The 26,135-nt window shown below is 67.4% G+C and carries 27 protein-coding genes, 1 tRNA gene and 1 pseudogene; 11 read left to right on the top strand and 18 right to left on the bottom strand.

Going from position 1 to position 26,135, the window contains the following annotated elements:
* Nucleotides 1-14 precede the first annotated feature (14 nt).
* Both QFZ47_RS27080 and QFZ47_RS27075 read left to right on the top strand, forming a co-directional pair.
* Nucleotides 15-926 (top strand): helix-turn-helix domain-containing protein, encoded by a 912-nt coding sequence (locus QFZ47_RS27080; RefSeq protein ID WP_307658574.1) that lies wholly within the window; start codon nt 15-17, stop codon nt 924-926.
* A gap of 65 nt (nt 927-991) precedes the next feature.
* Nucleotides 992-1,393, top strand: coding sequence for an SRPBCC family protein (locus QFZ47_RS27075; protein ID WP_307658573.1), 402 nt, complete (start codon nt 992-994; stop codon nt 1,391-1,393).
* On the opposite strand, the gene pobA is transcribed toward QFZ47_RS27075, so the two are convergent.
* Entirely contained in the window at nt 1,390-2,571 is a 1,182-nt protein-coding gene (gene pobA / locus QFZ47_RS27070) for a 4-hydroxybenzoate 3-monooxygenase (RefSeq protein WP_307658572.1), read from the bottom strand. The two genes, QFZ47_RS27075 and pobA, sit on opposite strands and share 4 nt — an antisense overlap.
* A gap of 131 nt (nt 2,572-2,702) precedes the next feature.
* On the opposite strand from pobA, the gene QFZ47_RS27065 reads away from it, so the two are divergent.
* The 5 genes and pseudogenes from QFZ47_RS27065 (at nt 2,703) to QFZ47_RS27045 (ending at nt 7,413) form a co-directional block, all read left to right on the top strand.
* Nucleotides 2,703-3,473: an IclR family transcriptional regulator domain-containing protein gene (locus QFZ47_RS27065; protein ID WP_307658571.1), complete on the top strand. Its 771-nt coding sequence runs from the start codon at nt 2,703-2,705 to the stop codon at nt 3,471-3,473.
* Between the two features lie 56 nt (nt 3,474-3,529).
* Nucleotides 3,530-4,189, top strand: coding sequence for a response regulator (locus tag QFZ47_RS27060; protein ID WP_307658570.1), 660 nt, complete (start codon nt 3,530-3,532; stop codon nt 4,187-4,189).
* The gene (locus tag QFZ47_RS27055; protein WP_307658569.1) at nt 4,186-5,514 is read left to right on the top strand and encodes an ATP-binding protein; all 1,329 of its coding nucleotides are present in this window, start codon (nt 4,186-4,188) and stop codon (nt 5,512-5,514) included. Before QFZ47_RS27060 ends, QFZ47_RS27055 begins: the two co-directional genes overlap by 4 nt.
* Nucleotides 5,515-5,609: 95 nt before the next feature.
* A pseudogene (locus QFZ47_RS27050) lies at nt 5,610-7,089 on the top strand (DegQ family serine endoprotease).
* Between the two features lie 75 nt (nt 7,090-7,164).
* Nucleotides 7,165-7,413, top strand: coding sequence for a hypothetical protein (locus QFZ47_RS27045; protein WP_307658568.1), 249 nt, complete (start codon nt 7,165-7,167; stop codon nt 7,411-7,413).
* Nucleotides 7,414-7,461: 48 nt separating this feature from the next.
* Here the strand turns inward: QFZ47_RS27045 and QFZ47_RS27040 are convergent, their stop codons facing one another.
* Nucleotides 7,462-7,830 (bottom strand): hypothetical protein, encoded by a 369-nt coding sequence (locus QFZ47_RS27040; RefSeq protein ID WP_307658567.1) that lies wholly within the window; start codon nt 7,828-7,830, stop codon nt 7,462-7,464.
* 81 nt (nt 7,831-7,911) lie between these two features.
* Here QFZ47_RS27040 and QFZ47_RS27035 point away from each other — a divergent pair, with 81 nt between their 5' ends.
* Nucleotides 7,912-8,121, top strand: coding sequence for a hypothetical protein (locus tag QFZ47_RS27035; protein WP_307658566.1), 210 nt, complete (start codon nt 7,912-7,914; stop codon nt 8,119-8,121).
* Between the two features lie 9 nt (nt 8,122-8,130).
* On the opposite strand, the gene QFZ47_RS27030 is transcribed toward QFZ47_RS27035, so the two are convergent.
* Together QFZ47_RS27030 and QFZ47_RS27025 are read right to left on the bottom strand one after the other, a co-directional pair.
* Complete coding sequence (locus QFZ47_RS27030; protein ID WP_307658565.1) at nt 8,131-8,364, bottom strand: hypothetical protein; 234 nt, start codon at nt 8,362-8,364, stop codon at nt 8,131-8,133.
* Nucleotides 8,365-8,476: 112 nt separating this feature from the next.
* A complete protein-coding gene (locus QFZ47_RS27025; RefSeq protein ID WP_307658564.1) occupies nt 8,477-9,220 on the bottom strand; it encodes a hypothetical protein in 744 nt (247 codons plus the stop codon).
* A gap of 209 nt (nt 9,221-9,429) precedes the next feature.
* On the opposite strand from QFZ47_RS27025, the gene QFZ47_RS27020 reads away from it, so the two are divergent.
* Nucleotides 9,430-9,681, top strand: coding sequence for a hypothetical protein (locus tag QFZ47_RS27020; RefSeq protein ID WP_307658563.1), 252 nt, complete (start codon nt 9,430-9,432; stop codon nt 9,679-9,681).
* 154 nt (nt 9,682-9,835) lie between these two features.
* Here QFZ47_RS27020 and QFZ47_RS27015 read toward each other — a convergent pair.
* From QFZ47_RS27015 to QFZ47_RS26990, 6 genes are all read right to left on the bottom strand, one after another.
* Nucleotides 9,836-9,911 (bottom strand) — tRNA-Asn (locus QFZ47_RS27015).
* A gap of 90 nt (nt 9,912-10,001) precedes the next feature.
* Complete coding sequence (locus QFZ47_RS27010; protein WP_370880618.1) at nt 10,002-12,170, bottom strand: TonB-dependent siderophore receptor; 2,169 nt, start codon at nt 12,168-12,170, stop codon at nt 10,002-10,004.
* The gene (gene thiE, locus QFZ47_RS27005; RefSeq protein WP_307658561.1) at nt 12,167-13,111 is read right to left on the bottom strand and encodes a thiamine phosphate synthase; all 945 of its coding nucleotides are present in this window, start codon (nt 13,109-13,111) and stop codon (nt 12,167-12,169) included. Before thiE ends, QFZ47_RS27010 begins: the two co-directional genes overlap by 4 nt.
* On the bottom strand, nt 13,108-13,929 hold the full coding sequence (locus tag QFZ47_RS27000; RefSeq protein WP_370880617.1) for a thiazole synthase: 822 nt from the start codon (nt 13,927-13,929) through the stop codon (nt 13,108-13,110). The genes thiE and QFZ47_RS27000 overlap by 4 nt, the downstream gene beginning before the upstream one ends.
* A 36-nt stretch (nt 13,930-13,965) precedes the next feature.
* Complete coding sequence (thiS, locus tag QFZ47_RS26995) at nt 13,966-14,169, bottom strand: sulfur carrier protein ThiS (RefSeq protein WP_307658560.1); 204 nt, start codon at nt 14,167-14,169, stop codon at nt 13,966-13,968.
* Complete coding sequence (locus QFZ47_RS26990; protein ID WP_307658559.1) at nt 14,166-15,257, bottom strand: FAD-dependent oxidoreductase; 1,092 nt, start codon at nt 15,255-15,257, stop codon at nt 14,166-14,168. Before QFZ47_RS26990 ends, thiS begins: the two co-directional genes overlap by 4 nt.
* Before the next feature lie 185 nt (nt 15,258-15,442).
* On the opposite strand from QFZ47_RS26990, the gene thiD reads away from it, so the two are divergent.
* Nucleotides 15,443-16,303 carry a bifunctional hydroxymethylpyrimidine kinase/phosphomethylpyrimidine kinase gene (gene thiD / locus QFZ47_RS26985; protein WP_307658558.1) on the top strand — a complete coding sequence of 287 codons (861 nt, stop codon included), beginning with the start codon at nt 15,443-15,445 and terminating at the stop codon, nt 16,301-16,303.
* Here the strand turns inward: thiD and QFZ47_RS26980 are convergent.
* Complete coding sequence (locus QFZ47_RS26980; RefSeq protein WP_307658557.1) at nt 16,257-17,600, bottom strand: purine-cytosine permease family protein; 1,344 nt, start codon at nt 17,598-17,600, stop codon at nt 16,257-16,259. The genes thiD and QFZ47_RS26980 overlap by 47 nt on opposite strands.
* A gap of 300 nt (nt 17,601-17,900) precedes the next feature.
* On the opposite strand from QFZ47_RS26980, the gene QFZ47_RS26975 reads away from it, so the two are divergent.
* On the top strand, nt 17,901-19,205 hold the full coding sequence (locus tag QFZ47_RS26975) for an aspartate aminotransferase family protein (protein ID WP_307658556.1): 1,305 nt from the start codon (nt 17,901-17,903) through the stop codon (nt 19,203-19,205).
* Here the strand turns inward: QFZ47_RS26975 and QFZ47_RS26970 are convergent.
* Genes QFZ47_RS26970 through QFZ47_RS26940 form a run of 7 tightly spaced genes read right to left on the bottom strand, consistent with a single transcriptional unit; the run spans nt 19,192 to nt 25,752 of the window.
* Nucleotides 19,192-20,226, bottom strand: a complete 1,035-nt coding sequence (locus QFZ47_RS26970; protein ID WP_307658555.1) for an NAD(P)/FAD-dependent oxidoreductase — start codon at nt 20,224-20,226, stop codon at nt 19,192-19,194. The genes QFZ47_RS26975 and QFZ47_RS26970 overlap by 14 nt on opposite strands.
* A complete protein-coding gene (fdxA, locus tag QFZ47_RS26965; RefSeq protein ID WP_021007139.1) occupies nt 20,223-20,552 on the bottom strand; it encodes a ferredoxin FdxA in 330 nt (109 codons plus the stop codon). Before fdxA ends, QFZ47_RS26970 begins: the two co-directional genes overlap by 4 nt.
* Nucleotides 20,553-20,595: 43 nt before the next feature.
* Nucleotides 20,596-21,933, bottom strand: a complete 1,338-nt coding sequence (locus QFZ47_RS26960) for a sulfate adenylyltransferase subunit 1 (protein ID WP_307658554.1) — start codon at nt 21,931-21,933, stop codon at nt 20,596-20,598.
* On the bottom strand, nt 21,933-22,886 hold the full coding sequence (gene cysD, locus QFZ47_RS26955; protein WP_021007141.1) for a sulfate adenylyltransferase subunit CysD: 954 nt from the start codon (nt 22,884-22,886) through the stop codon (nt 21,933-21,935). The genes QFZ47_RS26960 and cysD overlap by 1 nt, the downstream gene beginning before the upstream one ends.
* Nucleotides 22,887-22,927: 41 nt before the next feature.
* Nucleotides 22,928-23,560 (bottom strand): phosphoadenosine phosphosulfate reductase domain-containing protein, encoded by a 633-nt coding sequence (locus tag QFZ47_RS26950; RefSeq protein WP_307659026.1) that lies wholly within the window; start codon nt 23,558-23,560, stop codon nt 22,928-22,930.
* Nucleotides 23,561-23,581: 21 nt separating this feature from the next.
* Entirely contained in the window at nt 23,582-23,977 is a 396-nt protein-coding gene (locus QFZ47_RS26945) for a DUF934 domain-containing protein (protein ID WP_307658553.1), read from the bottom strand.
* Nucleotides 23,974-25,752, bottom strand: a complete 1,779-nt coding sequence (locus QFZ47_RS26940) for a nitrite/sulfite reductase (RefSeq protein WP_307658552.1) — start codon at nt 25,750-25,752, stop codon at nt 23,974-23,976. The genes QFZ47_RS26945 and QFZ47_RS26940 overlap by 4 nt, the downstream gene beginning before the upstream one ends.
* Nucleotides 25,753-26,135: the final 383 nt, after the last annotated feature.

Raw genomic sequence — 26,135 nt, 5'->3', positions numbered from 1 at the left:
AGGTCCAAGGCACCATGCTCGTCACCACCGAACTGCAGACCGACGCGATCCGCGTGGCGAGCTACCGCTGCGACGCGCAGCCCGGTGCGCGGCCGTTCACCGAAACGCATGCCGGCTATTCGGTCTCGTACGTGCGCAAGGGCAGTTTCGGCTGCCACACGCGCGGCAGCGCCTACGAACTGGTGGCCGGCTCCGTGCTGGTGGGCTGCCCGGGCGACGAATACGTCTGCACCCACGACCACCATGTCTGCGGCGACGAATGCCTGGCCTTCCATCTGTCGCCGGGCTTCGTCGACCTGATCGGCGGCGACCGGCGGACCTGGCGCACCGCAGCGCTTCCGCCGCTGTCCGAACTCATGGTGCTGGGCGAACTTGCACAGGCCGCGGCCGAGGGACGCAGCGATGCGGGCCTCGACGAGTTGGGCATGTGGTTCGCGCGCCGTTTCGTCGACGTGGTGGAAGGGCGCAGCAAACCCACGCCGCAATCCACCGCCGCGCGCGACAGGCGCCGCGCGGTCGATGCGGCCATGTGGATCGACGCGAACTCGCACGACGGCATCGGCCTCGAAAGCGCGGCGTCCGAAGCCGGACTGAGTCCGTTCCATTTCCTGCGCGTGTTCTCGCAGGTGCTCGGCGTCACGCCGCACCAGTATCTGGTCCGCTCGCGCCTGCGCCATGCGGCGCGCCTGCTGGCGGACGGCGACCGCCCCGTGACCGACGTGGCCTTCGACGTCGGCTTTTCCGACCTGAGCAATTTCGTTCGCACCTTCCGCCGTGCGGCCGGTGTGTCGCCGCGCGGCTTTCGCCAGGCCGCCAGGGGCGACCGCAAGATTTTCCAAGACCGCCTCGCCGCCCTGTTCGATGATGACCGCCTGATCCACCCATCGAGCAGAAAGCCATCGCCATGTACCACCCCATCGGACTGAAAGTCAAAGACCTTGCCGCGCACCGGCGCTGCCACGCGGCGGCCTGCCGCTGAAGGCGCACAACCATGGCAACGATCTACAAGGAATTCATCGTCGAAGCCGATGTGTCGCGCGTCTGGGACGCGCTGCGCGACTTCGGCGCCGTGCACACGCGCCTTGCGCCCGGCTTTCTCACCGGCTGCGAGCTGGACGGCAAGGGCGCGCGCATCGTCAGCTTTGCCAACGGCCTGGTGGCGCGCGAACTGCTCGTGGGCATCGACGAGCCCAACCGCCGGCTGGCCTACACCGTGACCGGCGGCAAGGCCAGCCACCACCACGCCTCGGCCCAAGTGCTCGCGCATGGCGAGGGGCGCTCGCGCTTCGTCTGGATCACCGACGTGCTGCCCGACGAGTTGGCCGCTTACATCGAGCCGATGATGGCGCAGGGCGGCGTGGCGATGAAGAAGACGCTCGAGGCGGCTGGCTAGAAATCTTCGAGCGGCAAGCCCACATAGTTCTCCGCCAGCGCGGTGGAAGCTGCATGCGAATGCACGAGGTAGTCGAGTTCGGCTTCCTGGATCTTCTGGCCGAAGGCACCGGTCTCGGGAAAGCGGTGCATCAGCGAGGTGAACCACCACGAAAAGCGCTCGGCCTTCCAGACGCGGCGCAGGCAGAGGTCGGAATACCGGTCGAGCGCAGAGGCCGATTTATCGCCATAGAAGATCTCGAACGCGCGCGAGAGGTAGCCCACGTCGGCCGTCGCCAGGTTGAGCCCCTTGGCGCCGGTGGGCGGCACGATGTGCGCGGCGTCGCCGGCCAGGAACAGCGCGCCGAAGCGCATCGGTTCGGCCACGAAGCTGCGCAGCGGCGCAATGCTCTTTTCGAGCGAGGGACCGGTCACCAGCCGCTCGCGGGCTTCGGGATCGAGCCGTGTGCGCAGCTCGTCCCAGAAGGCCTCGTCGCTCCAGTTGCGGACCTGCTCGTCGGCCGGCACCTGCACGTAGTAGCGGCTGCGGTGCGCGCTGCGCATGCTGCACAGCGCAAAGCCGCGTTCGGTGTTGGCGTAGATCAGTTCGTGCGAGACCGGCGGCACGTCGGCCAGCACACCGAGCCAGCCGAAGGGGTAGACCTTCTCGTAGGTCTGGATGGCGTCGGCCGGCACGCTGGCGCGGCTCACGCCGTGGTAGCCGTCGCAGCCGGCGATGAAGTCGCATTCGATCTCGTGCGTCTGGCCGTCTTTTTCGTAGCGCACGCGCGGGCGCTGCGAATCGAAGTCGTGCAGGCTGACGTTGGCGGCGCTGTAGATGGTGGCAAGGCCCTCGGCCAAACGCGCTTCCATCAGGTCGCGCGTTACTTCGGTCTGGCCGTAGACCGTGACCTGCTTGCCGTTGGTCAGGCCATGCATGTCGATGCGGTGCCGCGCGCCCTTGAACAGCAGTTCGATGCCCCCGTGCGGCAGCCCTTCGGCCCTGGCGCGCGCATCGACGCCCGCGCGCGCCAGCAGGTCCATGGTGACCTGTTCGAGCACGCCGGCGCGGATGCGCCCGAGCACGTAGTCGCCGCTCTGGCGCTCGACGATGACGTTGTCGATGCCGGCCTTGAAAAGCAGCTGTCCGAGAAGCAGGCCTGCCGGGCCTGCGCCGATGATCGCGACCTGTGTGCGCATGTTCGTGTCTCCAATGGGTTTTCCGGGAGCGTAGGGCGTGCGCGGCCGGCTCGCGCGGCGTGCGGCAAGGCTCTGTGCGATCATGCGAATGGCTGCGCGATCATCGCGCAACACTTCGCAGATTGACCGAAATGACCATCGCCAAGGCCGACTTCATCGAGGGCATTGCCAAGGGAATGGCGGTGCTCGAAAGCTTCGACACCGAGCGCCAGCGCCTGAACGCCACGCTGGCCGCCGAGCGCGCCGACCTCACGCGGGCCGCCGCGCGGCGGCACCTGCTCACGCTGGCCCACCTGGGCTACCTGGAGACCGACGGCAGCTATTTCTGGATGGCTCCCAAGGTGCTGCGCTTCTCGGGCAGCTACCTGGCGTCGTCGCGCCTGCCGCGCGCACTGCAGCCCACCCTGAACCGGCTGGCGGCGCAGACGGGGGAGTCGTTCTCGGCCGTGGTGCTCGACGGCGAAGAGGCGGTCATCATCGCGCGCAGCGGCGCCTACGGCACGCCGACCCGCGTGCTGGCCTATGGCCTGCACCTTGGGGCCCGCTTGCCGGCCCACGCGACGTCGACCGGACGGGTGCTGCTCGCGGCCATGGCGCCGGCCCAGTTCACGCTGTGGCTCAAGGGGCGCCACCTTGCGCGGCTCACGCCGCACACCACCACCCAGGCGCGCGGCCTGCGCCAGCTGATCTCGCGCGTGCGCAAGAACGACTACTGCTTTGCCAGCGAAGAACACGAGCTCGGCGTGCAGGCGCTCGCGGTGCCGCTGCGCGACATGCAGGGCCGCACCGTGGCCGCGCTCAACGTGGTGCTGTCCGGCACGCGCTACCAGGAAGAGACGCTCCAGCGCGAGATGCTGCCGCTGCTCTTCGAGGCGGCGCGTGAAGTCCGCTCGCTGCTGTGAGATGAACTTCCGCACCGCCTCCGCCTCGAATCCCGAAACGCAAGAAACTGAACACCATGCGACTCCTGCTTCTCGAAGACGACGTGATGATCGGCGAGGCCGTGCTCGACCTGCTGCGCGCCGAGCAGTACGCGGTGGACTGGGTCAAGGACGGCGAGGCGGCCGAGTCCGCATTGCGCACCCAGCAGTACGACCTCGTGCTGCTCGACCTGGGCGTGCCGCGCCGCGACGGGCTCGAGGTGCTGCGCAGCCTGCGCGCCCGCAAGCAGCGCATGCCGGTGCTGATTGCCACCGCGCGCGACTCGGTGCAGCAGCGCATCGAAGGACTCGACGCGGGGGCCGACGACTACGTGCTCAAGCCCTACGATCTCGACGAGCTTCTGGCCCGCATCCGCGCCTTGCTGCGCCGCGCCGCGGGGCGTGCCGAGCCGGTGTACGAGCACATGGGCGTGAGCATCAACCCCGCCACGCGCGAGGTCGCGGTGGATGGCCAGCCGGTGGTGCTTTCGGCGCGCGAATGGGCCGTGCTCGAACCGCTGATCGCGCGGCCCGGCATGGTGCTGTCGCGCGTCCAGCTCGAGGAAAAGCTCTACAGCTGGAAGGACGAGATCAGCAGCAATGCGGTCGAGGTCTATGTGCACGGCCTGCGCAAGAAGCTCGGCGCCGAATTGATCCGCAACGTGCGCGGCGTTGGCTACATGGTGCCGAAGGCATGATCCGCGCGCTGACCGGATCGCTGCGCGCGCGCCTGCTGTGGTTTTTGCTCGCGGCCATTGTGCTGGCTGCCGGCGCGCAGGCGCTGGTGGCCTACCGCACGGTGCTGAAGGAGGCCGACGAGATCTTCGACTACCACATGCAGCAGATGGCGCTGTCGCTGCGCGCGGGCCTGCCGCCGAGCGCGGCCGTGGGCGGCCTGGGCAGCGGCGAGCAGAACTTCGATTTCGTGGTGCAGGTATGGACCGCCGACGGCGTGCGCATCTTCGAATCGGCCGAGCAAGCCGCACTGCCGCAACTGGCGGTGCTGGGCTTTGCCGACGTGCGCGCGCGCGGAACCACCTACCGCGTGTTCTCGATGCAGACCAGCGGGCTCGTGATCCAGGTGGCGCAGGACATGGCGGCGCGCCGCAACATGGCCGGCGCGCTGGCTCTGCGCACCGTCGCGCCGGTGGCATTGATGGCGCCGCTGCTCATGCTGGTGGTGTGGTGGGTCGTGAGCCGGTCGCTCGCGCCGGTGGCGCGCGTGCGCGGGCAGGTCGCATCGCGTCAGGCCGACGATCTTTCGCCCGTGAGCGAGGAGAACCTGCCCGACGAGGTGCGCCCGCTGGTGCAGGAGCTCAACCTTCTGTTCGACCGGGTGCGGCATGCCTTCGATGCGCAGAAGCACTTCGTCGCCGATGCGGCGCACGAGCTGCGCTCGCCGCTGGCCGCGCTCAAGCTGCAGGTGCAGGGCCTGCAGCGCGCACCCGATGCCGCATCGCGCGAGCTGGCCGTGAGCCGGCTGGTCGCGGGCATCGATCGCGCGACGCGCCTGGTCGAGCAGATGCTTGCATTGGCCCGGCATGAAGCCAGCATGGCCGCGGGCGCAAAGTCCGAGCCGGTCGACCTGGCCGAGGTGGCGCGCCTGGCCATTTCGGATGCGGTCGCGGCTGCGCAGGCCCGGCGCATCGACATCGGCATTTCGCATGCCAATCCGGCCGTGGTGGAGGGCCAACCCGAGGCACTGCGCATGCTGCTTCGCAACCTGATCGACAACGCCGTCAAGTACACGCCCGAAGAAGGACGCGTCGATGTCGGCATTGCAAGTCTCGGCAAGGCGGTCGAGCTCAGCGTGGACGACAGCGGCCCCGGCTTGCCGCAGGAAGAGCGCGAACGCGTGCTCGACCGCTTCTACCGCTCGGGCGAGCCGCAGGCGCCGGGCAGCGGACTTGGCCTGGCCATCGTGAAGTCGATCGCCGAATTGCACGGCGCCACCGTCGCGCTCGCGGCATCGCCGACGCTGGGCGGCCTGCGGGTGCTGGTGCGCTTTGCCGCCAGGGCCTGAAATCGCCGCGCGCGGTTTAAGCCGGGCTTAAGCCAGCGGACCGACATTCCTTTCATCGTGATTTGCGTGCAGACGCATTGAAAGGAAAGCTAGAAATGAACACCCGCCTGACTTCTCCCCATGCCCTGGTTCTTGCCCTGGCGACTGCCGGGGTGATCGGTGCCGTCGGTGCCGGCGCCTACACCAGTGCCCGCGCCGTGAACGCGCCGACCACCAACGCCACGAGCGTGGCGCCCGCGGCCATGGTGACGCTGCCCGACTTCTCGACCATCACATCGCGCGACGGCCCCGCGGTGGTCAACATCAGCGTGACCGGCACCGCCAAGGCCTCGGAGGACCAGGCCGCGGCCGAGATGCAGGGCATCGATCCGGACGACCCGATGTTCCAGTTCTTCCGCCGCTTCCAGGGCCAGATCGGCCCGCGCGCCCAGCAGCAGCGCGAAGTGCCGACGCGGGCGCAGGGCTCGGGCTTCATCGTGAGCCCCGACGGCATCATCATGACCAACGCCCACGTCGTGAAGGACGCCAAGGAGGTCACCGTCAAGCTGACCGACCGGCGCGAGTACCGCGCGAAGGTGCTCGGCGCCGACGCCAAGACCGACATCGCGGTGCTCAAGATCGACGCGAAGAACCTGCCCACGCTCGCGCTCGGCAACACCAAGGACCTGAAGGTCGGCGAATGGGTGCTGGCCATCGGCTCGCCCTTCGGCTTCGAGAGCACGGTGACGGCCGGCGTCGTGAGCGCCAAGGGCCGCTCGCTGCCCGACGACAGCTACGTGCCGTTCATCCAGACCGACGTGGCGGTGAACCCTGGCAACTCCGGCGGGCCGCTGCTCAACACGCGCGGCGAGGTGGTCGGCATCAACTCGCAGATCTACAGCCGCAGCGGCGGCTACCAGGGCGTGTCGTTCGCCATTCCGATCGACGTGGCGGTGCAGGTGAAGGACCAGATCGTCGCGACCGGCAAGGCCACGCATGCGCGCCTTGGCGTGGCGGTGCAGGAGGTGAACCAGGCCTTTGCCGATTCCTTCAAGCTCGACAAGCCCGAAGGCGCGCTGGTTTCCAACATCGAGAAGGGCGGCCCCGGCGACAAGGCCGGCCTGAAGGCGGGCGGACGTGATCCGCAAGGTGGACGGCCAGCCCATCGTCTCGTCGGGCGACCTGCCCGCCGTGATCGGGCAGCAGGCGCCGGGCAAGAAGGTCACGCTCGAAGTCTGGCGCCAGGGCGAGCGGCAGGAGCTTTCGGCCAAGCTCGGCGATGCGAGCGACAAGCCCGCGCAGGTTGCCAAGAACGACAGCGCGGCGGGGCAGGGCAAGCTCGGTCTTGCGCTGCGCCCGCTGCAGCCTCAGGAAAAGCGCGAGGCCGCCATCGAGAACGGGCTGCTCGTCGAGGATGTGGCAGGGCCGTCCGCCATGGCCGGCGTGCAGGCGGGCGACGTGCTGCTGGCCATCAACGGCACGCCCGCGAAAAGCCTGGAACAGGTGCGCGAGGTGGTGGCCAAGGCCGACAAGTCGGTGGCGCTCTTGATCCAGCGCGGCGAAGACAAGATCTTCGTGCCGGTGCGGATCGGGTGAAGCCCGCGCCAGGACAAAAGATGGCTTCATCCGCGGGCGGGCCTTTCGGCGCACATCCTGCCCACGTCGGCCACCATGATCGGCGTGTGCATGACCGTGATGTCGATCGGCCACCTGGGCCCGCGCGACGATCTGCGGCTCTTGATCGACCGCCTGCTGGCCATCGACGCGCTGGTCTTCCTGGCCAGCGCGCTGCTGTCTTTCATCTCGATGCGCTCGCGCAGCTCGGGCGTGCGGCTGGAGGCCTGGGGCGAGATGGTCTTCATTGCGGGCCTCGCGTTGCTGGCCCTGGGCGCGGTGACACTGGCTTTCGCGCTGCGCTGAGGGCCGAGCGGCGAATCCCGCCTTTTTACGGCGGGGTTTCCCGCCGGTTCACGAGTCCTTGTTGCCCGGATCCTTGTCGGGAACCTGTGCGTCGAGCTCATCCTTGATGGATTTGTTTCCTCGAAGGGCCAGAAAAAGTACGGCGCCCAGGCCAATGGCAACAATCACGGCAATGAATCCGCCGTCGAAGGCCCACCACCAGAACAAACCGCCCGCAACGAGCAGCAGCGCGGTGATGAGTAAAGTTTTCAAGTGCATGGCCCAAGCCGATAGTACGTTGGCGCTAATGTACGCGTCGTTACCGTTTGGCGCGTGGCTTGTGGTTCGGGATATACCCTCTTTTTGACATTTCTCGATCTGCATTAAATGCGGGCGAGCTCCCGGCCTGGCGTGCTGCGGGGGGGCGTAGCGCTCCATCGATAGGTCTTCCGCGGCTCACTCCTACATGTGCGCGCAGGCGAGCTGTCCTACGGTGCTTGAAACATCGGAGGTACTACCATGCCGCGTACGCGCAAGCCTTTCCAGCCTTCCGAAGATCCGAAGCTGGCATCCGAGGATCCCTCGGCCGTGATTCCGCCCAAGGGACACCGCAACAGGGACATCGACACCGTGAAAGTCACGGCGGGTTCACCGCTCGAGGAATCCGTCGGAAAGCAGACGAACTCAAAAGAGGGGATGAGCCACTCGTCCCAGACTGGAAGAACCTGAAGAGGGCGGTCAGCCGTATGCCAGCGCGAGTTCCGTGATTCCTTCCGGCGTGATCTTCACGACCACCGCGGATTCGTAGCTCCTGAACGAACTGCGAAGATCGAGCGGCGGGGAGATGTCCGCTTCCACGCAGCCCAGCGCCTTGAGAACCGCGATGGCCTGGATCAACTCCGGATCGCGCACATGAACCGGGAAGCTCGCGTGCTCGATCTCGAGCAGGTACTCGATGGGTGTAGCTGGCACAGTCGGGATGATGGCCCAACCGCGGCGGCTTGCGCTCAGCCTGTGTTGATGAGATTCGTGCGGACCACCTTACAACGGCGTCGGACAGGTGCATGTCCAACAGGACCGTTGCTCAGATCGGCCGCACATCGAAGAACGCTTCATCGGTATCTCCAAGATCGCGAAAGCCGGAAGTTCGGGCCGCGTCATAGGCCTTCATCCACCGCTTGGCCAGCGCCATCTCGTTTCTCGTGAGGTCGGTTTCGCTGGACTCGCTGGCATTCTGGAACGCGTGCAGTGCCTGCACGACCTCGCCGCTGAGCTGCCGATCGAGTTCACGCTGAAAGCGCTGCTCCGCCACCTTGACGGCATCGGTTGCGGGGTGCGGATAGTCGGCGAGCCGCACGATGTACGCCACTCGAGGTTCCGGCTCGATGTCTTCGAACCTGAAGGGCGGTTCTTCCGGTGCGTCGGTCTGCGATGCTGCGACCGGCTGTCTTGGAACTGCGGCTTGGGGGTAAAAAAGTTCAGCCTGGTTCATGTTCATGTTCTCCATCGAGTTCGGCAAAGCTTTGCGCACTTCCTTCGGGATCGAAACATTTTGCAGCAAACCTGTATGAATATACAGTAGTATTGGGGCATGGAAAACGTGCCTGCAACGCTCTGGATTGCCGCTTGCGCGCATCGGCTGCAGCAGCAGTGGCACACCGTCGACCCGCTCGAGCTGGAGGATGTCGCCCGCGATCTGTGGCGCGATGAACGCCTGCGATCGATGCCGCCCGAGGCTGCGGCCGTGAAGTGGCTGAAGCCGATCACCGAGCGACCTGGCTCTGTTGTTCGGGTGGCCGTTGGCCTGGAAGTTGACCACGCCTGACATCTCGCGCCAGTGCTCGAAACCTGACTTGCAGTTGCCCCGAATCTTGGTTTGCGGGGCCCTTGATGTGGCGACACCTCAAGGATTCCGCCCAGCCGCGTGCTGGGCGTTTTTTTTGTCTGGACGGCGGGTGAGCAGATCGTCCGACACGGCGAAGCCCGGATTCGAGTGAGCATCAGGCCATGCAGCCACTCCACAGAATCGCCGTCACCGTGATCGAAGAGGAAGAGGGCGCCTACCGCTGGCGCCTGGTCGAACTCGAAGGCGATGGCTGGCACATCCTCAACCAGCAGGCGAGGTCCATGAAGACCTACAAGGCAGCGATGGCGGCTGGCCTGCTCGAGTTGCAGAAGATGGTCGAGGATCTCGATGTCGGGCCGCGCGAGGATGAGCCCAAAGTGGCGAAGAGCAAGAAGAGCGGGTCCGTCTTCGGCTTCGGGTTTTGGCTGCCGAAGATGGGCTGATCTTCCAAGCGGCATCGCGCCTGCGCAGCGCCCCAGAAGGCATGGTTCCGGGGTAGGAGTACTGGATATTGGAAGCTTCCAATATCGGCCCCCAAAAGGAAATGCCCCGCTACCTTTTGAGTAGCGGGGCATCCAGAGGCCTTGCGGCTTGTGGTGGCTCCTCGACCTGGGCTCGAACCAGGGACCTACGGATTAACAGTCCGGCGCTCTACCAACTGAGCTATCGAGGAACAAGCCTCAAATTATAGCGTGGTTTTTTGAGCCTTCTGAACGCGCGAATACGGCCGCCATAAATTTCCGAAAATTTTTTGAACCCGCACTCAGAGCGACACGCTCAACCCGAGGCGCAGCGTGCGCGGCGCTCCGGGAAAGAGATAGATGTGGCCGAACTGGTAGGGCGATTCCTTCCAGTAGCGGCGGTCGAACAGGTTGTCGATGGCGAGGCTCCAGCTCGTCTGGACGCCGCGCAGCCTGGTGTCGTAGCGCAGCGCCGCATCGACGCGTGTCCACGAGGGCAGGCTGATCGAACCGTCGGGCAGCACGTTGCGGCGGCCTTCATGCGAAAGCAGTCCCAGCACCTCGAGACCGGGCACCGAAGCCACGCGGTAGGCTGCTTGTGCGCGCACTACCTGCTTGGGCACGTTGGTGGGCGACTGGCCGTTGGTGGCGGGCTCGGCAGTGCTTCCGTGGCGCTTGGCATCGATCAAGGTCACGCTGCCGCCAAGGCGCCAGGGCCCCGCGTTCCATTGCGCGCCCGCCTCGAGCCCGCGGTGCACCGCGCTTCCGTCGTAGCGACCCTCGCAGGGCGTGGTGCCGAGGCGGTTGCAGGCGTCAAGGTTCGTCATGGGTCGCTTGATGTCGAACCATGCGAGCTGCCACGCGAAGGTATCGCTGCCGCCCTTGAGTCCCAGCTCCCACTGGCGCGAGGTCAGCGCGGGCAGCGCCTCGCCTGCGTTGGTGTACTGCGAGCTCTTGTTCGGCACCACCTGCGACTCGATGCCCTTGCCCCAGCTCGCATAGGCCAGGAGGCCCGGCTGGATGGCGTAGCTGGCGGCGATCCATGGCGTGGTGATGCCGTCCTTGTAGCCGGTGGGGCGCGAGCCATCGGTGCGGATGCTGTCGCGGTCGAGCCGCGTGTGGCGCACGCCGATCCAGGTGGTGAAGCGGCTGTTCCAGCGGATCGCGTCCTGCACCGAGAGCTCGGTGGAACGTTCGTCGCGGTTGGTGTTGGCGTCGGTCAGCGTGGGGTCCGGCGGCACGATGGCCGTGGCCCAGACATTGCCGGTGCCGACGTAGTTGTAGGCCTGGTCCTGGAAGCGGTTGCGCACGCGGCTCGCGAGCAGGCCGAAGCCCAGCTCGTGCCGCACGCTGCCGGTCATCACATTGCCCTTGAGGTTCAGGCTGCCGGCGGTTTGCGTGCGCCGCTCGTTCTCGCTGCGGAAGTCGTAGAAATCGAAGGTGCCATCGGAGCAATAGCGGTCGTAATTGCCTTCGGCGCCGCAGCCGAACGCATAGGCCAGCCGGTCATCGCTCTTGAGCCTTTGCTGGCCGATCTGCGCGCTCCAGCGCCAGTCGGCATTGATCGCCTGGCTGAAGCGCACGCTGCCGGTGAGCGCATTGAATTCCGAAGGCTGCGACCACGGCTGGTTGTTGAGGTTGATCCTTGGGTCGACCGGCGCGGGCAGGGTGCTGCCCAGCAGGCTGAAGCCGTTCTGGCTCGGCTGCATCTTGTGGCTGCGCTCGATCTCGAACTCGAGCACCGAATCGCGCGTGATGCGCCAGTCGCCCGCCAGCGCGAACAGATTGCGGTTGCCGTCGAGGTTGTGCACGAGCGGCTTGAGGTTTTCGTTCGCCACGTTGAGCCGATAGCCGAACTCGCGGTTCGCGCCGAAGCGCCCGCCCAGGTCGAGCGCGCCGAGCACGCTGCCGCGGCTGGTGGTTTCGATGCGCAGCGTGCGCAGGTCCTGCTCGGTGGGCCGCTTGACCACGTAGTTGACCAGCCCGCCGGGCGCACTGGTGCCGGCCTGGATGCCGCTGGTGCCACGCAGGATCTCGATGCGTTCCTTGTTGTCGAGCGGGATCGATGTCTCGGCGCTGATCGGCAGGCCCTCGCGCCGGTAGTTGAAGCGGTTGTCCAGCACGAAGCCGCGCACCGTCAGGTAGTCCCAGTAGCCGGCCGAGTTGTAGGCGTCGGTCACCGAGGCGTCGAACTGCGTGAGGTCGGCGAGGCGGCGCGCGCCGCTCGCGCGAAGCTGCGTGCTGTCGATCACCGTGGCCGAGAGGGGCAGTTCGCGCAGCGGCACATCGCCGAAGCCGCTCACGTCGGCTTGCGGTGCGGCGCTGCTTTCGTTCACCGTGACGGCAGGCAATTCGGTTGGCTGCTGGGCCTGCGCGCCGCCGGTGGCCAGAAGAAAGGCAGCAGCCATTGCACGCGAGAGCGGCGACAGCAGCCAGGATCGGAATTGCTTTTGTGTCATTGGTTCGTTCATGCCGAGGCGGCGCTCATGGCCGCCATCCATTGCGCGGCCGTGGCCTCGGGATCTTCTGCGGCGACCAGCGCGCGCACCACCGCGACCGAGCCGACACCCGTGGCCAGCACCTCGGGCAGGCGCTGCGCATCGATGCCGCCGATGCCCACCAGCGGGTAGCCGCGCAACAGGCGCGCATAGGCCCCGAGCCGTGCCACGCCCTGCGGCGCCGTGGCCATCTTCTTGAGGGTGGTCGGATACACCGCGCCCATCGCGATGTAGCTCGGGCTCACCGCATCGGCGCGCACCATCTCGGCATAGCCGTGGGTGCTGACACCGAGCCGCAGGCCCGCATTGCGGATCTGCCGCACCTGGGCGGGCGTGAGCGCGTCGAGGTCTTCCTGGCCCAGGTGCACGCCGTAGGCGCCGGCGGCGATGGCCGTCTGCCAATGGTCATTGATGAAGAGCAGCGCGCCCATGCCGCGCACGGCATCGACGGCGGCATGCACTTCGCGCTCGGTGGCCGCAGCGTCGTCCGACTTGAAGCGCAGCTGCACCGTGGGAACCCCGGCGCGTGCCATGCGGCCGACCCCTTGCGCATCGGGCAGCACCGCATAGAGGCCGAGCCGTTCGGGGCAGGGCGCGAAGGCATCGCTACGTGCGGCCGGCGGGAATTCGCGCAAACCGAAATCTGCGGGCGTCTCGGGCCATTGGTTCGCATCGAACGCGCCGGTGCGCACCGTCTGCGCCTGCCACGCCCGCGCCAGGCATTCGGCATCGATCTCGATGAAGCCGAGCGCCGTGCAGGCTTGCTTCGCGCCGCGATACACCGGGTCGTCCGAAGAAAAGCGGCCCGCCGAAATGGCCGCGGCCGTGGCGGCACCGAAGCGCAGCCCGTGCGCCGCAACGATCGCGTGGGAGATGGCGCCGGCGTTGGCGCGGGAGCCGGTCGAAGCGTTCATGCTGCGTGATGCCAGAAGGGCGTGCCGAGCACCGGCGTGCTGGGCTGCGCGGAGTCTTGCGCGGCCATGGCGCCGGCGCGGTGGGCAGCACGGCCGGCCTGCACGGCGTCCGCGAAGGCGCCGGCCATCGACACCGGGTCTTGCGCCAGCGCCACTGCGGTGTTGAGCAACACGCCGTCGTAGCCCCACTCCATGACCTGGCAGGCATGCGAGGGCAGGCCCAGGCCCGCATCGACCAGCATCGGCACGCTGAGCCGCTCACGCAGCAACTGCAGCGCGTAGGGATTGACGGGCCCGCGGCCGGTGCCGATGGGCGCGGCCCAGGGCATCACGGCCTGGCAGCCGACATCGACCAGCCGCTGGCACAGCACGAGGTCTTCGGTGCAATAGGGCAGCACCTGGAACCCGTCGCGGATCAGCTGCGATGCGGCATCGACGAGGTTCAGCGTGTCAGGTTGCAGCGTGTAGTCGTCGCCGATGAGTTCGAGCTTGATCCACGGCGTATCGAACAGTTCGCGCGCCATCTGCGCGGTGGCGATCACTTCCTGCACGCTGTGGCAGCCGGCGGTGTTGGGCAGCACCGGCACCGCAAGGCGGCGCAGCAGTTCCCAGAAGCCGTTGCCGCTGTCGCTTGCGCCGGGGCTTGCGGACTGGCGGCGCAGCGAGGCCGTCAGCATGGCGGGCCTGGCGCGCTTCACCGCGGCTTCGAGCAGGTCCGGCGATGGGTACCGCGCGGTGCCCAGCAGCAGGCGGCTCTGGAAGGTCTGGCCGTAGAGAACCAACGGATCGTTGTCTGGCACGGAAGATGTGGTGGTCATGGTGTGTGTTGTCTCCATCTCTGCGGGTCGTTTCGCTCAGCCGCCGGTCACGGGGCGGATCACTTCGATGCGGTCTTCGGACTGCAGTGCGCGCGCCGCATGGGCCGAGCGCGGCACGAACTCGCGGTTCACGGCCACCGCGAACGGCGGCACGGCGTCCAGTGCGGCCAGCGCGTCGATCACCGTGGCGCCGTCCGGCAGCGTGAAAGGCTTGTCGTTGATCAGGACGTTGATCGTCATGCTTCGGATGTCTCCAGGCCGAGCTTCTGCGCAAGCGCGGAGCGGCCGTGCGCGAGCAGCTCCATGGCGGCATCGAGCACGGCGGGCGCGATCATGAAACCGTGGCGGTACAGCCCGTTGATCTGCAGCACGCGCGCCTGCGGCTGCCGGATGGCGGGCAGGTTGTCGGGCAGCGTGGGGCGGCATTGGGTCGCGATCTCGAGGATGCGGGCTTCGGCGAAGCCGCTGTGCACGGCGTAGGCCGCGCTCAGCAGTTCGAGCGTGGAGCGCACGCTGGCGGGCGACATGTCGTCGGATTCGATTTCGGTCGCGCCGATCACGAATACGCTGCCCGGCTTGGGTGCGATGTAGAGCGGATAGCGCGGATGCACCAGCCGCGTGGGCCGCTGCAGCGCCACCTCGGGCGCATGCACGCGGATGACCTCGCCGCGCACGCCGCGCAGCGCGTTCCACTGCGGTTTGGCACCGAGGCCGCGGCAGTCGATCACCCAGTCGGGTTGGCCCGGCGTGCCGGGGGAGAAGTCGCCGGGTGCGCGCGGCGACTGCCAATGCAGCTTCACGCCGTTGCTGGCTTGCAGCGTGGCAAGCAGGGAAGCCAGCAGCGCACGGTTGTCGAGCTGGCCCTCGCCCGGCAGAAACAAGCCCTGCGCGAAGCGCTGGCCGAGCGAAGGCTCCAGCGCGGCGATGCCGGCGCCGTCGAGCGTGCGCATCGGGGCGAGTTCGGGCACCTGCGTGCCGGTGCGCGCCAGCACGCGTGCGAGCCGCGCGGCCTCGGCGGCGTCCTGCCGGTGCCAGAGCACCAGCGTGCCTTTGCGCTGGAAGAACACGGGCTGCGCCAGTGGTGCCAGCAGCTCGGGCCAGCGGCTCAGCGCGTACTGCCCCATGCGCACAACCGGCACCGGCGCCACGGCCGATTCGGCCAGCGGCGCGAGCATGGCGGCCGCCACGCGTGCGGCGGCGCCTTCGGCCTCGGGGCTGCCGGCTTCGAACAGCTCGACCTTGCAGCCGGACCGCGCCAGCGTGACTGCGAGCAGCCGGCCCATGAGGCCTGCGCCGAGGATGGCGGCGGATTGGAATGGGAGGTTCATGGCTTTGCTCCGCGGCTGTTGCCCCCTCTCCCCTTGGGGAGAGGGCTGGGGTGAGGGCCGACGGCGCTGGCCAGGGCCGCGCGCTTGCAGACGCCCATGCCCTCACCCCGACCCTCTCCCCAGGGGGAGAGGGAGCAGGACGGCCGCGGCGCGGGCCGAAGCGCGCGTCGCCGATAATTTTCCCTATGACCCAAGCACTTTCCGATGACGCGCCGCAAGCGCCCCTGCGCTACGCACGCGTGCTCTCGATCGCCGGCTCCGACAGCGGCGGCGGCGCCGGCATCCAGGCCGACCTGAAGACCTTCGCGGCGCTCGGCTGCTATGGCATGACGGCCATCACGGCGCTCACGGCGCAGAACACGCTCGGCGTCGCAGGCATCCATGCCGTGCCGCCGGCTTTCCTGAAGGCGCAGATCCAGGCGGTGGTCGAGGACATCGGCGTGGACGCGGTCAAGCTCGGCATGCTGCATGCGCCCGAGGTGGTCGAGGTGGTGGCCTGGGCCATCGATCACTACCGGCTGCCCAACGTGGTGCTCGACCCGGTGATGGTCGCCACCAGCGGCGACCGGCTGATAGCTTCGGAAACCGTGCAGGTGCTGGTGCGCGAGCTGTTCCCGCGCGCCGTGGTGGTCACGCCCAATCTCGATGAAGCGGCCTTGCTCATCGGCCATGCCATCGATGGCATCGATGCGCTCGACGGCGCGGCCGACGAGTTGCTCGCGCTCGGCGCGCAGGCCGTGCTGCTCAAGGGTGGCCATCTGCCCGGCGACGAGGTGGTCGATGTGCTGCTGCGGTCCGACGGCACGCGCAGGCGCCTTTCCTCGCAGCGCATCGCGAGCCGCAACCTGCATGGCACCGGCTGCACGCTGTCGTCCGCCATTGCGGCGTACCTGGCGCTGGGGCATGGCCTGCCCGAAGCCGTCGAGCGCGCGCGCGCCTACATCCTCGGCGCGATGGCGGCCGGTGCGGGCGTGAAGATCGGTGCGGGCCACGGTCCGCTCAACCACGGCTTTGCGCCAGTGCCGACACACCGCCTGCGGTCGTAGATGTGGGCTTGGGCCGACTGGCCCAGGCCAGCACGAAAGTTGCCGCGAGCGTGGGCAGCGCCGAGCCGAACTGCGGCGCCCACTTGGCGAGCGCGTGGTAGGCCGCGATGCCCGCAATCCAGATCAGTGCCGCGCCCAGATCGACCCGGCGCGTGCCCGCCGACGAGATGGCGCCGCCCGTGCCCAGCCGCCCGAGGATCACGCCGTAGAGCGGCACGAACACCGAACTCAACAGCAGCAGGAACGGTTCGAGCGTGTGCATCGGCAGCACCAGCGCCAGCGCGGTGCACAGCGCGGCCAGCAGCAGGCCCCAGCGCTTCACGCTCCAGCGCGGCAGCAGGCTGTGCGTCGATACCGAGCCCGAATAGACATCGCCGTAAGCGTTGTCGAGCTCGTCGATGAGGATGAGGCCCAACGCCACCAGCCCGCCCTGCGCGAGCAGCAGCGCGGTGACCAGGCCCGTGCCCGGTTCCGCCACGCTCACCACCATCACGCCGAGCGCATAGCACCAGACGTTCGCCAGCGCGTAGCCGGCCCAGGTGCCGCTGAACGCGCTGCCCAGGCCGCCCGCGCTGCGCTTGCCGTGGCGCGCGTAGTCGGCCACCAGCGGCAGCCAAGAAACCGGCATGGCAATCACGAGGTCGAGCGCGCCGAACATGCCCATGCTGCCGTCGCCCGGCCGGGCCCAGAAGGCGTCGAGTCCCTTGGCCTGCAGCCGCGTTGCGAACTGCCAGGTCAACCAGAGCAGCGACAGCACCACCAGCGGCAGGCCGAAGCGGCTCACGAAGCGCCGCACCAGTTTCACCATGGAGCCGGCCAGGAGCGCCAGCAGCACAGCGCCCCAGAGCAGCGTGGTGAGGGCGCCGCCCAGCGGCCCACCGAGTGCCAGGCCGAACGCCTGCTGCCCGATGGCCTGCGTGCCCTCCCGCATGATCACCAGCTCGAAGGTGGTCCAGCCCACCAGCTGCACGATGTTGAGCAGCACCGGCAGCCGCGCGAAGGCACTGCCGTAGGTGGCGTGCATCAGCCCGGCGCTCGCCAGGCCGCTCTCGCAGCCCAGCCGCGCGGTCCAGGCCAGCAGGCCCGCGCCGAGCAGCGAGCCCAGCATGATCGCGATGGCTGCGTCGCGCGTGCCCACCGCCGGCACCAGGTAGGCGCCGATCTGCATCACCAGCAGCCCCACGCCCAGGCTGAACCAGAGCGATGCGTGGTCATGCCAGCCGAACACGCGCTGCGACGCGGGCAACGGCGCCAGCGCCTCGTTGGCGGAAGAACGTTCGTCGTCGTCGTGTGCCATCCAGTTGCTCCAGTGCAAAAGGTTTGGCAGGTGGGCGAGGCTCCGGCGGTGGGGCCATCGCGCGAGACAACGCGACAGGCCGCCGGACCAGCTTCCCTGCGCGAGGATTACCTCAGTCAGGTTCAAAGGGACTCTCTCAGTCAGCCCCGGAATGGATTCCGGTTCGACACCCCTAGCGTGGTGCTCCGCGCCGTGGCGCAAAGCGGAAACTATTGTACGAGCCTGCGCGCCAAGCCTCCAAACCATGGATGATGGCCCAGGTTTGGCAACCCGCATGCCGCCACTTCGAGGATGTGTCCCATGAGCGATCCTGCAATCGACCAGTCCCTTGCCCAGGCCTTCCAGCGCTTCACCGAGGCCAACCCCGCGAGCCGGCGCCAGTTCGACGAACAGGCGCGCTACATGCCCGGCGCCAACAGCCGCTCGGTGCTTTTCTATGCGCCGTTTCCGCTCACCATCGCGCGGGGCGAGGGCGCCGCGCTCTGGGACTCCGACGGCCACCGCTATGCCGATTTCATCGCCGAGTACACGGCCGGCGCCTACGGCCACTCGGCACCCGAGATACGCGATGCCGTCGTCGAGGCGATGCAGGGCGGCATCAACCTCACGGGCCACAACCTGCTCGAAGGCCGGCTCGCCAAGACCATCTGCGAGCGCTTTCCGCAGATCGAGCAACTGCGCTTCACCAACTCGGGCACAGAGGCCAACCTGATGGCGCTCACGGCCGCGCTGCACTTCACGGGAAGGCGAAAGATCGTGGTGTTCTCGGGCGGCTATCACGGCGGCGTGCTCGGCTTCGGCGCCAAGCCGCTGCCGACGACCGTGCCCTTCGACTTCCTGGTGCTGCCCTACAACGACGTGCAGGCTGTGGACGAGCAGATCGCCAGGCACGGGCCGGAGATCGCCGCGATTCTGGTCGAACCGATGCAGGGTGCGAGCGGATGCATTCCGGGGCGCCTCGACTTTCTGCAAGCACTTCGCGATGCCGCGACGAAGGTGGGCGCGCTGCTGATCTTCGACGAGGTCATGACTTCGCGCCTGGGGCCGCAGGGCCTGGCCAACAGGCTCGGCGTCCGGTCGGACCTCACCACGCTCGGCAAGTACATCGGCGGCGGCATGTCGTTCGGCGCCTTCGGCGGGCGTTCGGACGTGATGGCGCAGTTCGATCCGCGCACGGGGTCGCTCTCCCATTCGGGCACCTTCAACAACAACGTGATGACCATGGCGGCCGGGTACGCGGGCCTCACGAAGCTGTTCACGCCCGAGGCGGCCGGCGCGCTGGCCGAGCGCGGCGAGGCGATGCGTGCGCGGCTCAATGCGCTGTGCACGAAGGAGGGCGTGGCCATGCAGTTCACCGGCGTCGGCTCGCTGATGAACGCGCATTTCGTGCATGGGGAAGTGCGGCGCGTGGAAGACCTGGCGGCGGTCGACGGCCGGCTGCGGCAGCTGCTGTTCTTCCACCTGCTGAGCCAAGGCATCTACGCCTCGCCGCGCGGTTTCATCGTGCTCTCGCTGCCGCTGACCGACGCGGACATCGACCGATTCGTGGCCGCCATCGGCAGCTTCATCGGCGAATACCGCGCGCTGCTGCCTAGCGGGAAGTAGCCACGCCCAGCAGCTCGTGCAGCCGCGTGCTGGTGGTGGTGTACTGCAGCGGAATCGCCTTGCCCGGGAACACGATGGCGGTGGCGCCCCAGGCCGCCAGCGTGGCTTCGTGGAAGCCGCAGACGATGAGCTTCTTCTTGCCCGGATAGGTGTTGATGTCGCCCACCGCGAACACGCCGCGCTCGCGGGTTTCGTACTTCTCGGTGTCGACCGGCACCTGCTTGCGCTCGAGCTCCAGGCCCCAGTCGGCAATGGGGCCGAGGCGCGGGGAGATGCCCAGGCAGGCAATCAGCGCGTCGAGCGGCAGATCGACGGTCGTTGCATCGGGCGTGGTGATCTGCAGTTGCCTGCCGTCGAAAGCCGTGGGTTGGCCGACCTTGAACGCGAGCCTGCCTTCGGCCACCAGCGCACGCATCGAAGCGACGAGGCCTTCGTCGGCCTGGAAGCCGTCGCGCCGGTGGACCAGCGTGACCTGCCTTGCAATGGCCACGAGCGCAACCGCGGTTGCCAGCGCAACGTCGTCGCCGCCATTGACCACCACCGCCTGCCCGGCAAAGCGGTCCAGCGAATCGGGGTGATAGAAAAGGGAGCTGCCTTCGAACTGCGCAATGCCTTCGATTGCGATGTGCTTGGGCACGAAGGCGCCGACACCGGCCGCGATGAACACCGTCTTTGCCAGGAAAGCCGTGCCGGCGGAGGTGGTCAGCAGCAGCCGCTCATCGGCCTGCCGTTCGAGTGTGGCCACCTGCTCGCCGAAATGGAATTGCGGCTTGAAGGGCGCGAGCTGCTCCAGCAGCGATTGCGCAAGGCCGCGTCCGCTGGTGACCGGCGTGCCGGGAATGTCGTAGATCGGCTTGTCGCCATAGAGCGCCACGCACTGGCCGCCCGCGGCGGGCAGCGCATCGACGATGTGGCAGGAGATCTCGAGCAGGCCGAGCTGGAAGGCCTGGAACAGCCCGACCGGACCGGCGCCGATGATCAGCGCGTCGGTTTCGATGAGGGCTCGGCCTTCGGGGTTCAACGGACCAGTTCGCCGATCTTGTCGGTCTTGTCTTTCCACTCTTCGGCGTCAGGCAGCGCGGGCTTGCGCTTGGTGATGCTCTTCCAGCCATCGGCCAGCGAGAGCTCGGCGTTGAGCTTGATGAAAGCGATCTGGTTGGCCGGGAGGTCTTCCTCGGCATAGATCGCATTGACCGGGCATTCGGGGATGCAGACCGCGCAGTCGATGCACTCGTCCGGGTCGATCACCAACATGTTGGGGCCTTCGCGGAAGCAATCCACGGGGCATACGTCCACGCAGTCGGTGTATTTGCAGCGGATGCAGGCTTCGGAGACGACGTGGGTCATTTGTCTTCTAACGTCAGTGTGAGGTCGGGGAAAACCCGAGATTTTAGGCCTTTGCGGCGGCAGGCTGCACGAGCACGGCGGCAGCGGTCTTGTGGGAGGCCGTATCGACCAGCACCAGCGAGCCCAGGGCCCGCGATTGCGTGAAGGGCAGCACGGCCAGCGGCTGCTGCAGCGAAAGCACCACATCGCCGATGGAATTGGCTTCCAGCTGCGTGGCGGGCTCCGATTCGAGCGTGGTGATGTTCACCCGGTCGACGATGCGCGCCACCTTGGCCTTGACCCAGCGGTGGCCCTGCAACGCCCAGTAGATGCGGCCCGCAACCAGCGGCTCGTCGTCGAGCCAGGCCACGGTGGCGGTGATTTCGCGCACCGGCTCGAAGGCGTCGGGCGCGAGCAGCCAGTCGCCGCGGGACACGTCGACTTCGCGGTCGAGCACGATGCCGGCGCTGTGGCCCGCATGCACCACCTTCGGCTGGCGCGTGTGGCTCAGCACCTGGGCGACGGTGGCGGTCTGGTTGCTTGGCAGCACGGTCACGCGCTGGCCGGGTTCCACATGGCCTGAAGCCACGCGGCCCCAGAACACGCGGCGGCCCCGCGAGGTGTCGGCCGAGGCCGAGAACTTCTCGACCCACTGCACCGGGAAGGCGAAGGGCACGGCCTCGTCCTGCACGGTGACCGGCAGCTCTTCGAGCAGTTCGAGCAGGCTCGGACCTTCGTAGCCGACCCAGTCGGCATGGCGGGTGGCGACGTTCCAGCCCTTGAGCGCGGAGATTGGCACGATCGCGGCCACCTGCACGCCGGCCGCTTCCGCAAAGGCGTTCAGCGCGGTCGAGATGCGTTCGAAGGCCAGGCCGGCATCGTCGATGGCGTCGAGCTTGTTGACCGCAAACACGATCGACTGCACGCGCAGAAGATGAGCGAGCAGCGTGTGGCGGCGCGTCTGCGGCAGCAGTTCGCGCTTGACCACGGTGCCGTCTTCCACCTCGGCGGCCCAGGCCAGCTTGGTGGCATCGACCAGCACCACGGCGGCATCGGCGGCCGAGGCGGCCGTGACCATGTTGCGGGTGTATTGCTCGTGGCCCGGCGCGTCGCCGATGATGAACTTGCGCTTGGCGGTCGAGAAGTAGCGGTAGGCCACATCGATCGTGATGCCCTGTTCGCGCTCGGCCGAGAGGCCGTCGGTCAGGAGGGCCAGATCGGTTTCGCCGCCGCGCTGCACGCCGGCGAGCTGGTCCTGCAGCACGGTCTTGCTGTCGACCAGCAGGCGGCCAATCAGCGTGCTCTTGCCGTCGTCGACCGAGCCGCAGGTGATGAAGCGCAGGGCGGTGCCGGTGTCGCCGTGCACGTCGGTGGTCGCAGGGGTTGCAGTCGTCGCGCTCATCAGAAGTAACCGTCTTTCTTGCGTTTTTCCATGGATGCTTCGGAAGTCATGTCGTCCATGCGGGTGGCGCCGCGTTCGCTGACGTCGACCGACAGCGTTTCCAGTACCACGTCGCCCGCATCGGCGGCAAGGCTCTCGACCGGGCAGGTGGTCGTGATGTCGCCCACGGTGCGAAAGCGCACGTCGCGCACCTGCACGGTTTCGCCGTCGCGCGGCGGAGTCAGTTCGGTCACGGGCACCAGCAGGCCGCGGCGCTCGACCACTTCGCGCTTGTGGGTGTAGTAGATCGACGGCAGGCCGACGTGCTCGCGCTCGATGTACTGCCACACGTCGAGTTCGGTCCAGTTCGAGATCGGGAACACGCGGAAGTGCTCGCCCGGGGCCAGGCGCGTGTTGAACAGCGTCCACAGCTCGGGGCGCTGGTCCTTGGGCTGCCATTGGCCGAAGCTGTCGCGGTGCGAGAAGATGCGCTCCTTGGCGCGTGCCTTTTCCTCGTCGCGGCGCGCGCCGCCGATCAGCGCGTCGAAGCGGAATTCTTCAATGGCTTCGAGCAGCGTCACCGACTGGTGCGCATTGCGCGATTCGCCGGGGTGCGCAAGGCGCACGGTGCCGCGCGCCATCGAGTCCTCGACGCTGCGCACGATCAAATCGGCGCCCAGTTCCTCAGCGCGCTGATCGCGGTAGGCCGTCACTTCGGGGAAGTTGTGGCCGGTGTCGATCATCAGGAGCGGATACGGAATGCGGCCGGCGCCGAAGGCCTTTTCCGCGCACTTCAGCAGCACCAGCGAATCCTTGCCGCCCGAGAACAGCAGGGTGGGGCGCTCGAAAGCGGCCGCCACTTCGCGCAGGATGAAAACGGTTTCTTCTTCCAGCGCATCGAGGTGCGTGTTGGACAGGCGCGCGGGAGAGTGCATGGGCGGCAGCAGCAGTTCGGTTTCGGTACGGGCGTTCATCGGAGGAGTGCTGAATACGGGAATCGGTGAAGCGTTGGCTCTCAGTGCGCGAGATGCAATCCGCACTCGCGGTTGTCTTCGCCTTTGGTCGGGTCCACGTAGTCGAAGTTGTTGGGCAGGCCATGCGCCTCGCAGTACGCGTACAGATCCTTGGACGACCAGTGCAAGAGCGGCGCGACCTTGATCAGGCCATCGGGGTTGACGCTGACCGGGTCCATCTGCGCGCGCACGGCCGTGTCGGTGGCCCGCAGCGCGGTGAACCAGACCTTCGGTGCCGTCTCGCGCAGCGCGCGGGCAAAGGGCTCCAGCTTCACTTCTTCCGTGAAAGCGGCATGGCGCGGATCGTCGAGCGCCGGCGTCGGGCCCTCCACCGCTTCGCGATGCGCACGCGAGCGGCGCGGCAGGTAGATGTGTAGATGAAGGCCCAGCTGCTTCGTCACCTCGTCGGCAAAGCGGTAGGTGGCCTCGGTGTTGTAGCCGTTGTCCATCCAGACCACGGGAACATCCCGCTTTGCGCGCGTGACCATGTGCAGGATCACGGCCTCGAAAGGGCGGAAGTTGGTGGTGATGATCGCGCTCTGGCCCAGGCCGATCGCCCAGTCCACCAGGCCCTGCGCATTGCGGCCGAGTTCGGTGTTGATGCGTGCGAAGTCGATGTCCGTGGCAATGCTCATGTCGATGGTTTCCATGCGGGCTCAGGCACCGGCCGCGAAGTGCGGCGCGGTCTGTACCGCATCGCCCTGGTAGAAGGCGGCGAAGCGGTCGAACTGGCGCTGTGCATCGGTGGCGTCCACGCCTTCCTTCAGCACGGCGCTGGAGAAGCCGGTGCGTTCCATCTGCACCAGCTGGTCGATCAGCACGTCGCCGGTGGCGCGGATGTCGCCCTTGAAACCCAGGCGGCGGCGCAGCAGAAAAGCCTGGCTGTAAGCACGGCCATCGGTGAACTTCGGAAAGTTCAGGTCGATGCGCTCGATGTCTTCCAGGCACACCTCGATGGCGAGCGGATCGGCATCGTTGGGCAGCTGCAGGACCTTCGGGTCGCCGTCGTCGACGTGTTCTTCGGCGGCGAGGATGTTGAGGCGCCTGTTCATGCTGCCTCCTCCACCTTGAAACGCGCACCGTTGGCCGCGGCCTTGAACGGGTCGGGTCCGACGCGGCGCAGCGTGTCGATGAAGGTCTCGCCCGACACGCGGGTGTCGCGGTAGGTGGTGAGCACGGCCTCGATCACGCCCGGCACTTCGGCCGCCGAGAACGAGGGGCCCACGGCCTTGCCGGCCACCGGCGCGCCGCTGAGCGCGGAGCCGTCAGAGCCGCCCAGCGACACCTGGTACCACTCCTTGCCGTCCTTGTCGACGCCCAGGATGCCGATATGGCCGCTGTGGTGGTGGCCGCAGGAGTTGATGCAGCCGCTGATGTGCAGGTCGATCTCGCCCAGGTCGTCGAGCTCGTCGAGGTCCTGGTAGCGCTCGGTGATGGCTTCGGCGATGGGAATGGAGCGCGCATTGGCCAGCGCGCAGAAGTCGCCGCCGGGGCAGGCGATCATGTCGGTCAAGAGGTGCACGTTGGCGCTGGCAAAGCCGGCCGCGCGGGCGGCGAGCCACAGCGCATGCAGGTCTTCGGCATGCACCCAGGGCAGCACGATGTTCTGGTCGTGCGTGACGCGGGCTTCGCCGGCCGAGAAGCGGTCGGCCAGTTCGGCGAGCGTGTCGAGCTGGTCGGCCGAGGCGTCGCCGGGCGCCTGTTTCAGGCGCTTGAACGACAGCGTCACGGCGCGCAGCGCGGGGTTCTTGTGCGCGGCCACGTTGCGGGCCAGCCAGCGGGCGAACATCACGTCGTCGTCGGCGTGGGCACGCAGTTCGGCGTCGGTCTTTTCGGCGCTTTGCAGCACGCGGGTGGCGAGCGTCGGCGGCACGAAGGAGGCGGCCACGCGGTCGTATTCTTGCTGCGTGATGGTGTGCGGCGCGCCGTCGTGCTCGATGATCTGCTTGTACTCGGCCTCGACGTCGTCGATGTAGCGCTGGCCCTCGGCCTTCACCAGAATCTTGATGCGCGCCTTGTAGATGTTGTCGCGGCGGCCATAGCGGTTGTAGACCCGGATCACCGCTTCGAGGTAATTCATGATCTGCTGCCAGGGCAGGAACTCGCGCAGCACGGTGCCGATGATGGGCGTGCGGCCCATGCCGCCGCCCACCTGCACGCGGAAGCCGATCTCGCCCGCTTCGTTCTTTACCACATGCAGGCCCACGTCGTGCCAGCCGGTGGCGGCGCGGTCTTCGGTGGCGCCGGTGATCGCGATCTTGAACTTGCGCGGCAGGAACGCGAACTCGGGGTGCAGCGTGCTCCACTGGCGCATGATTTCCGCGAACGGGCGCGGATCGGCGATTTCGTCGACCGCGATGCCCGCGCGCTCGTCGCTCGTGATGTTGCGGATGCAGTTGCCGCTGGTCTGGATGCCGTGCATGTCGACCGAAGCCAGCAGGTCCATCACGTCGGCCGACTTGGCGAGCGGAATCCAGTTGTACTGGACGTTCTGGCGCGTCGAGAAGTGGGCGTAGTGCGTGGGGAGCTTGTGGCTGCCGAGCAGGCCCTGCGTCTCGACGGCCTTGCGGTAGACCTCGGCTTCGGGCTCGTCGTACTCGCGGGCGATCTTCGCCAGCACGCGCAGCTGGCGGCTCGAAAGCTCGCCATAAGGCACGGCCACGCGAAGCATCGGTGCGTAGCGCTGGACATACCAGCCGTTTTGCAGGCGCAGGGGACGGAACTCATCCTCGTGGAGGCGGCCCTTTTGCCAGCGCTCGAGCTGGTCCCGGAATTGGGCGGCCCGCTGATGAACGAACTGTCGGTCGAATTCTGTGTATTGGTACATCGTGCGTGTGTGTCTTGAAGAAGTGCGGTGCCGCACGTACAACGGGGCGCCCCAGCAAGAAGCCGAGATTCTGAAACCGGGCCTTATGGAAGCAAACTATTTTTTGGTTCGCGCTTTATGCGGATAAGCTTATTCTTCAATAGCCATGCGGGTTTGCGGGCGGTTGAATGCTTATTCTGGATAAGGGCGAAGGGGTTTGGGACGGGTGCTTTTTGGCAACGTGCTTTGATCTTGGTTCCGGGGCCGGGTCTCGCCCCGGCGGGCGACCTACTTTTCTTTGCTTCGCCAAAGAAACGTAGGCAAAAGAAAGGCGACCCCACTGTCTGCGACCCCTTCGCTGCGCTACGGGGCAACCTGCGGTGCTCGCGTTTCGCGGGGGTCCG

This window comes from Variovorax paradoxus (assembly GCF_030815975.1).
In the GTDB taxonomy this organism is placed as follows: domain Bacteria; phylum Pseudomonadota; class Gammaproteobacteria; order Burkholderiales; family Burkholderiaceae_C; genus Variovorax; species Variovorax paradoxus_N.
The sequence above is the reverse complement of the archived record's forward strand: the minus strand, read 5'-3'. Positions and strand labels throughout refer to the sequence as shown.

Coding starts and splice junctions, on each gene's coding strand:
- QFZ47_RS27080 (WP_307658574.1), top strand. CDS start 15: ATGCTCGTCACCACCGAACTGCAGACCGACGCGATCCGCGTGGCGAGC.
- QFZ47_RS27075 (WP_307658573.1), top strand. CDS start 992: ATGGCAACGATCTACAAGGAATTCATCGTCGAAGCCGATGTGTCGCGC.
- pobA (WP_307658572.1), bottom strand. CDS start 2,571: ATGCGCACACAGGTCGCGATCATCGGCGCAGGCCCGGCAGGCCTGCTT.
- QFZ47_RS27065 (WP_307658571.1), top strand. CDS start 2,703: ATGACCATCGCCAAGGCCGACTTCATCGAGGGCATTGCCAAGGGAATG.
- QFZ47_RS27060 (WP_307658570.1), top strand. CDS start 3,530: ATGCGACTCCTGCTTCTCGAAGACGACGTGATGATCGGCGAGGCCGTG.
- QFZ47_RS27055 (WP_307658569.1), top strand. CDS start 4,186: ATGATCCGCGCGCTGACCGGATCGCTGCGCGCGCGCCTGCTGTGGTTT.
- QFZ47_RS27045 (WP_307658568.1), top strand. CDS start 7,165: ATGATCGGCGTGTGCATGACCGTGATGTCGATCGGCCACCTGGGCCCG.
- QFZ47_RS27040 (WP_307658567.1), bottom strand. CDS start 7,830: ATGGAGCGCTACGCCCCCCCGCAGCACGCCAGGCCGGGAGCTCGCCCG.
- QFZ47_RS27035 (WP_307658566.1), top strand. CDS start 7,912: ATGCCGCGTACGCGCAAGCCTTTCCAGCCTTCCGAAGATCCGAAGCTG.
- QFZ47_RS27025 (WP_307658564.1), bottom strand. CDS start 9,220: ATGTCAGGCGTGGTCAACTTCCAGGCCAACGGCCACCCGAACAACAGA.
- QFZ47_RS27010 (WP_370880618.1), bottom strand. CDS start 12,170: ATGAACGAACCAATGACACAAAAGCAATTCCGATCCTGGCTGCTGTCG.
- thiE (WP_307658561.1), bottom strand. CDS start 13,111: ATGAACGCTTCGACCGGCTCCCGCGCCAACGCCGGCGCCATCTCCCAC.
- QFZ47_RS27000 (WP_370880617.1), bottom strand. CDS start 13,929: ATGACCACCACATCTTCCGTGCCAGACAACGATCCGTTGGTTCTCTAC.
- thiS (WP_307658560.1), bottom strand. CDS start 14,169: ATGACGATCAACGTCCTGATCAACGACAAGCCTTTCACGCTGCCGGAC.
- QFZ47_RS26990 (WP_307658559.1), bottom strand. CDS start 15,257: ATGAACCTCCCATTCCAATCCGCCGCCATCCTCGGCGCAGGCCTCATG.
- thiD (WP_307658558.1), top strand. CDS start 15,443: ATGACCCAAGCACTTTCCGATGACGCGCCGCAAGCGCCCCTGCGCTAC.
- QFZ47_RS26980 (WP_307658557.1), bottom strand. CDS start 17,600: ATGGCACACGACGACGACGAACGTTCTTCCGCCAACGAGGCGCTGGCG.
- QFZ47_RS26975 (WP_307658556.1), top strand. CDS start 17,901: ATGAGCGATCCTGCAATCGACCAGTCCCTTGCCCAGGCCTTCCAGCGC.
- fdxA (WP_021007139.1), bottom strand. CDS start 20,552: ATGACCCACGTCGTCTCCGAAGCCTGCATCCGCTGCAAATACACCGAC.
- QFZ47_RS26960 (WP_307658554.1), bottom strand. CDS start 21,933: ATGAGCGCGACGACTGCAACCCCTGCGACCACCGACGTGCACGGCGAC.
- cysD (WP_021007141.1), bottom strand. CDS start 22,886: ATGAACGCCCGTACCGAAACCGAACTGCTGCTGCCGCCCATGCACTCT.
- QFZ47_RS26950 (WP_307659026.1), bottom strand. CDS start 23,560: ATGAGCATTGCCACGGACATCGACTTCGCACGCATCAACACCGAACTC.
- QFZ47_RS26945 (WP_307658553.1), bottom strand. CDS start 23,977: ATGAACAGGCGCCTCAACATCCTCGCCGCCGAAGAACACGTCGACGAC.
- QFZ47_RS26940 (WP_307658552.1), bottom strand. CDS start 25,752: ATGTACCAATACACAGAATTCGACCGACAGTTCGTTCATCAGCGGGCC.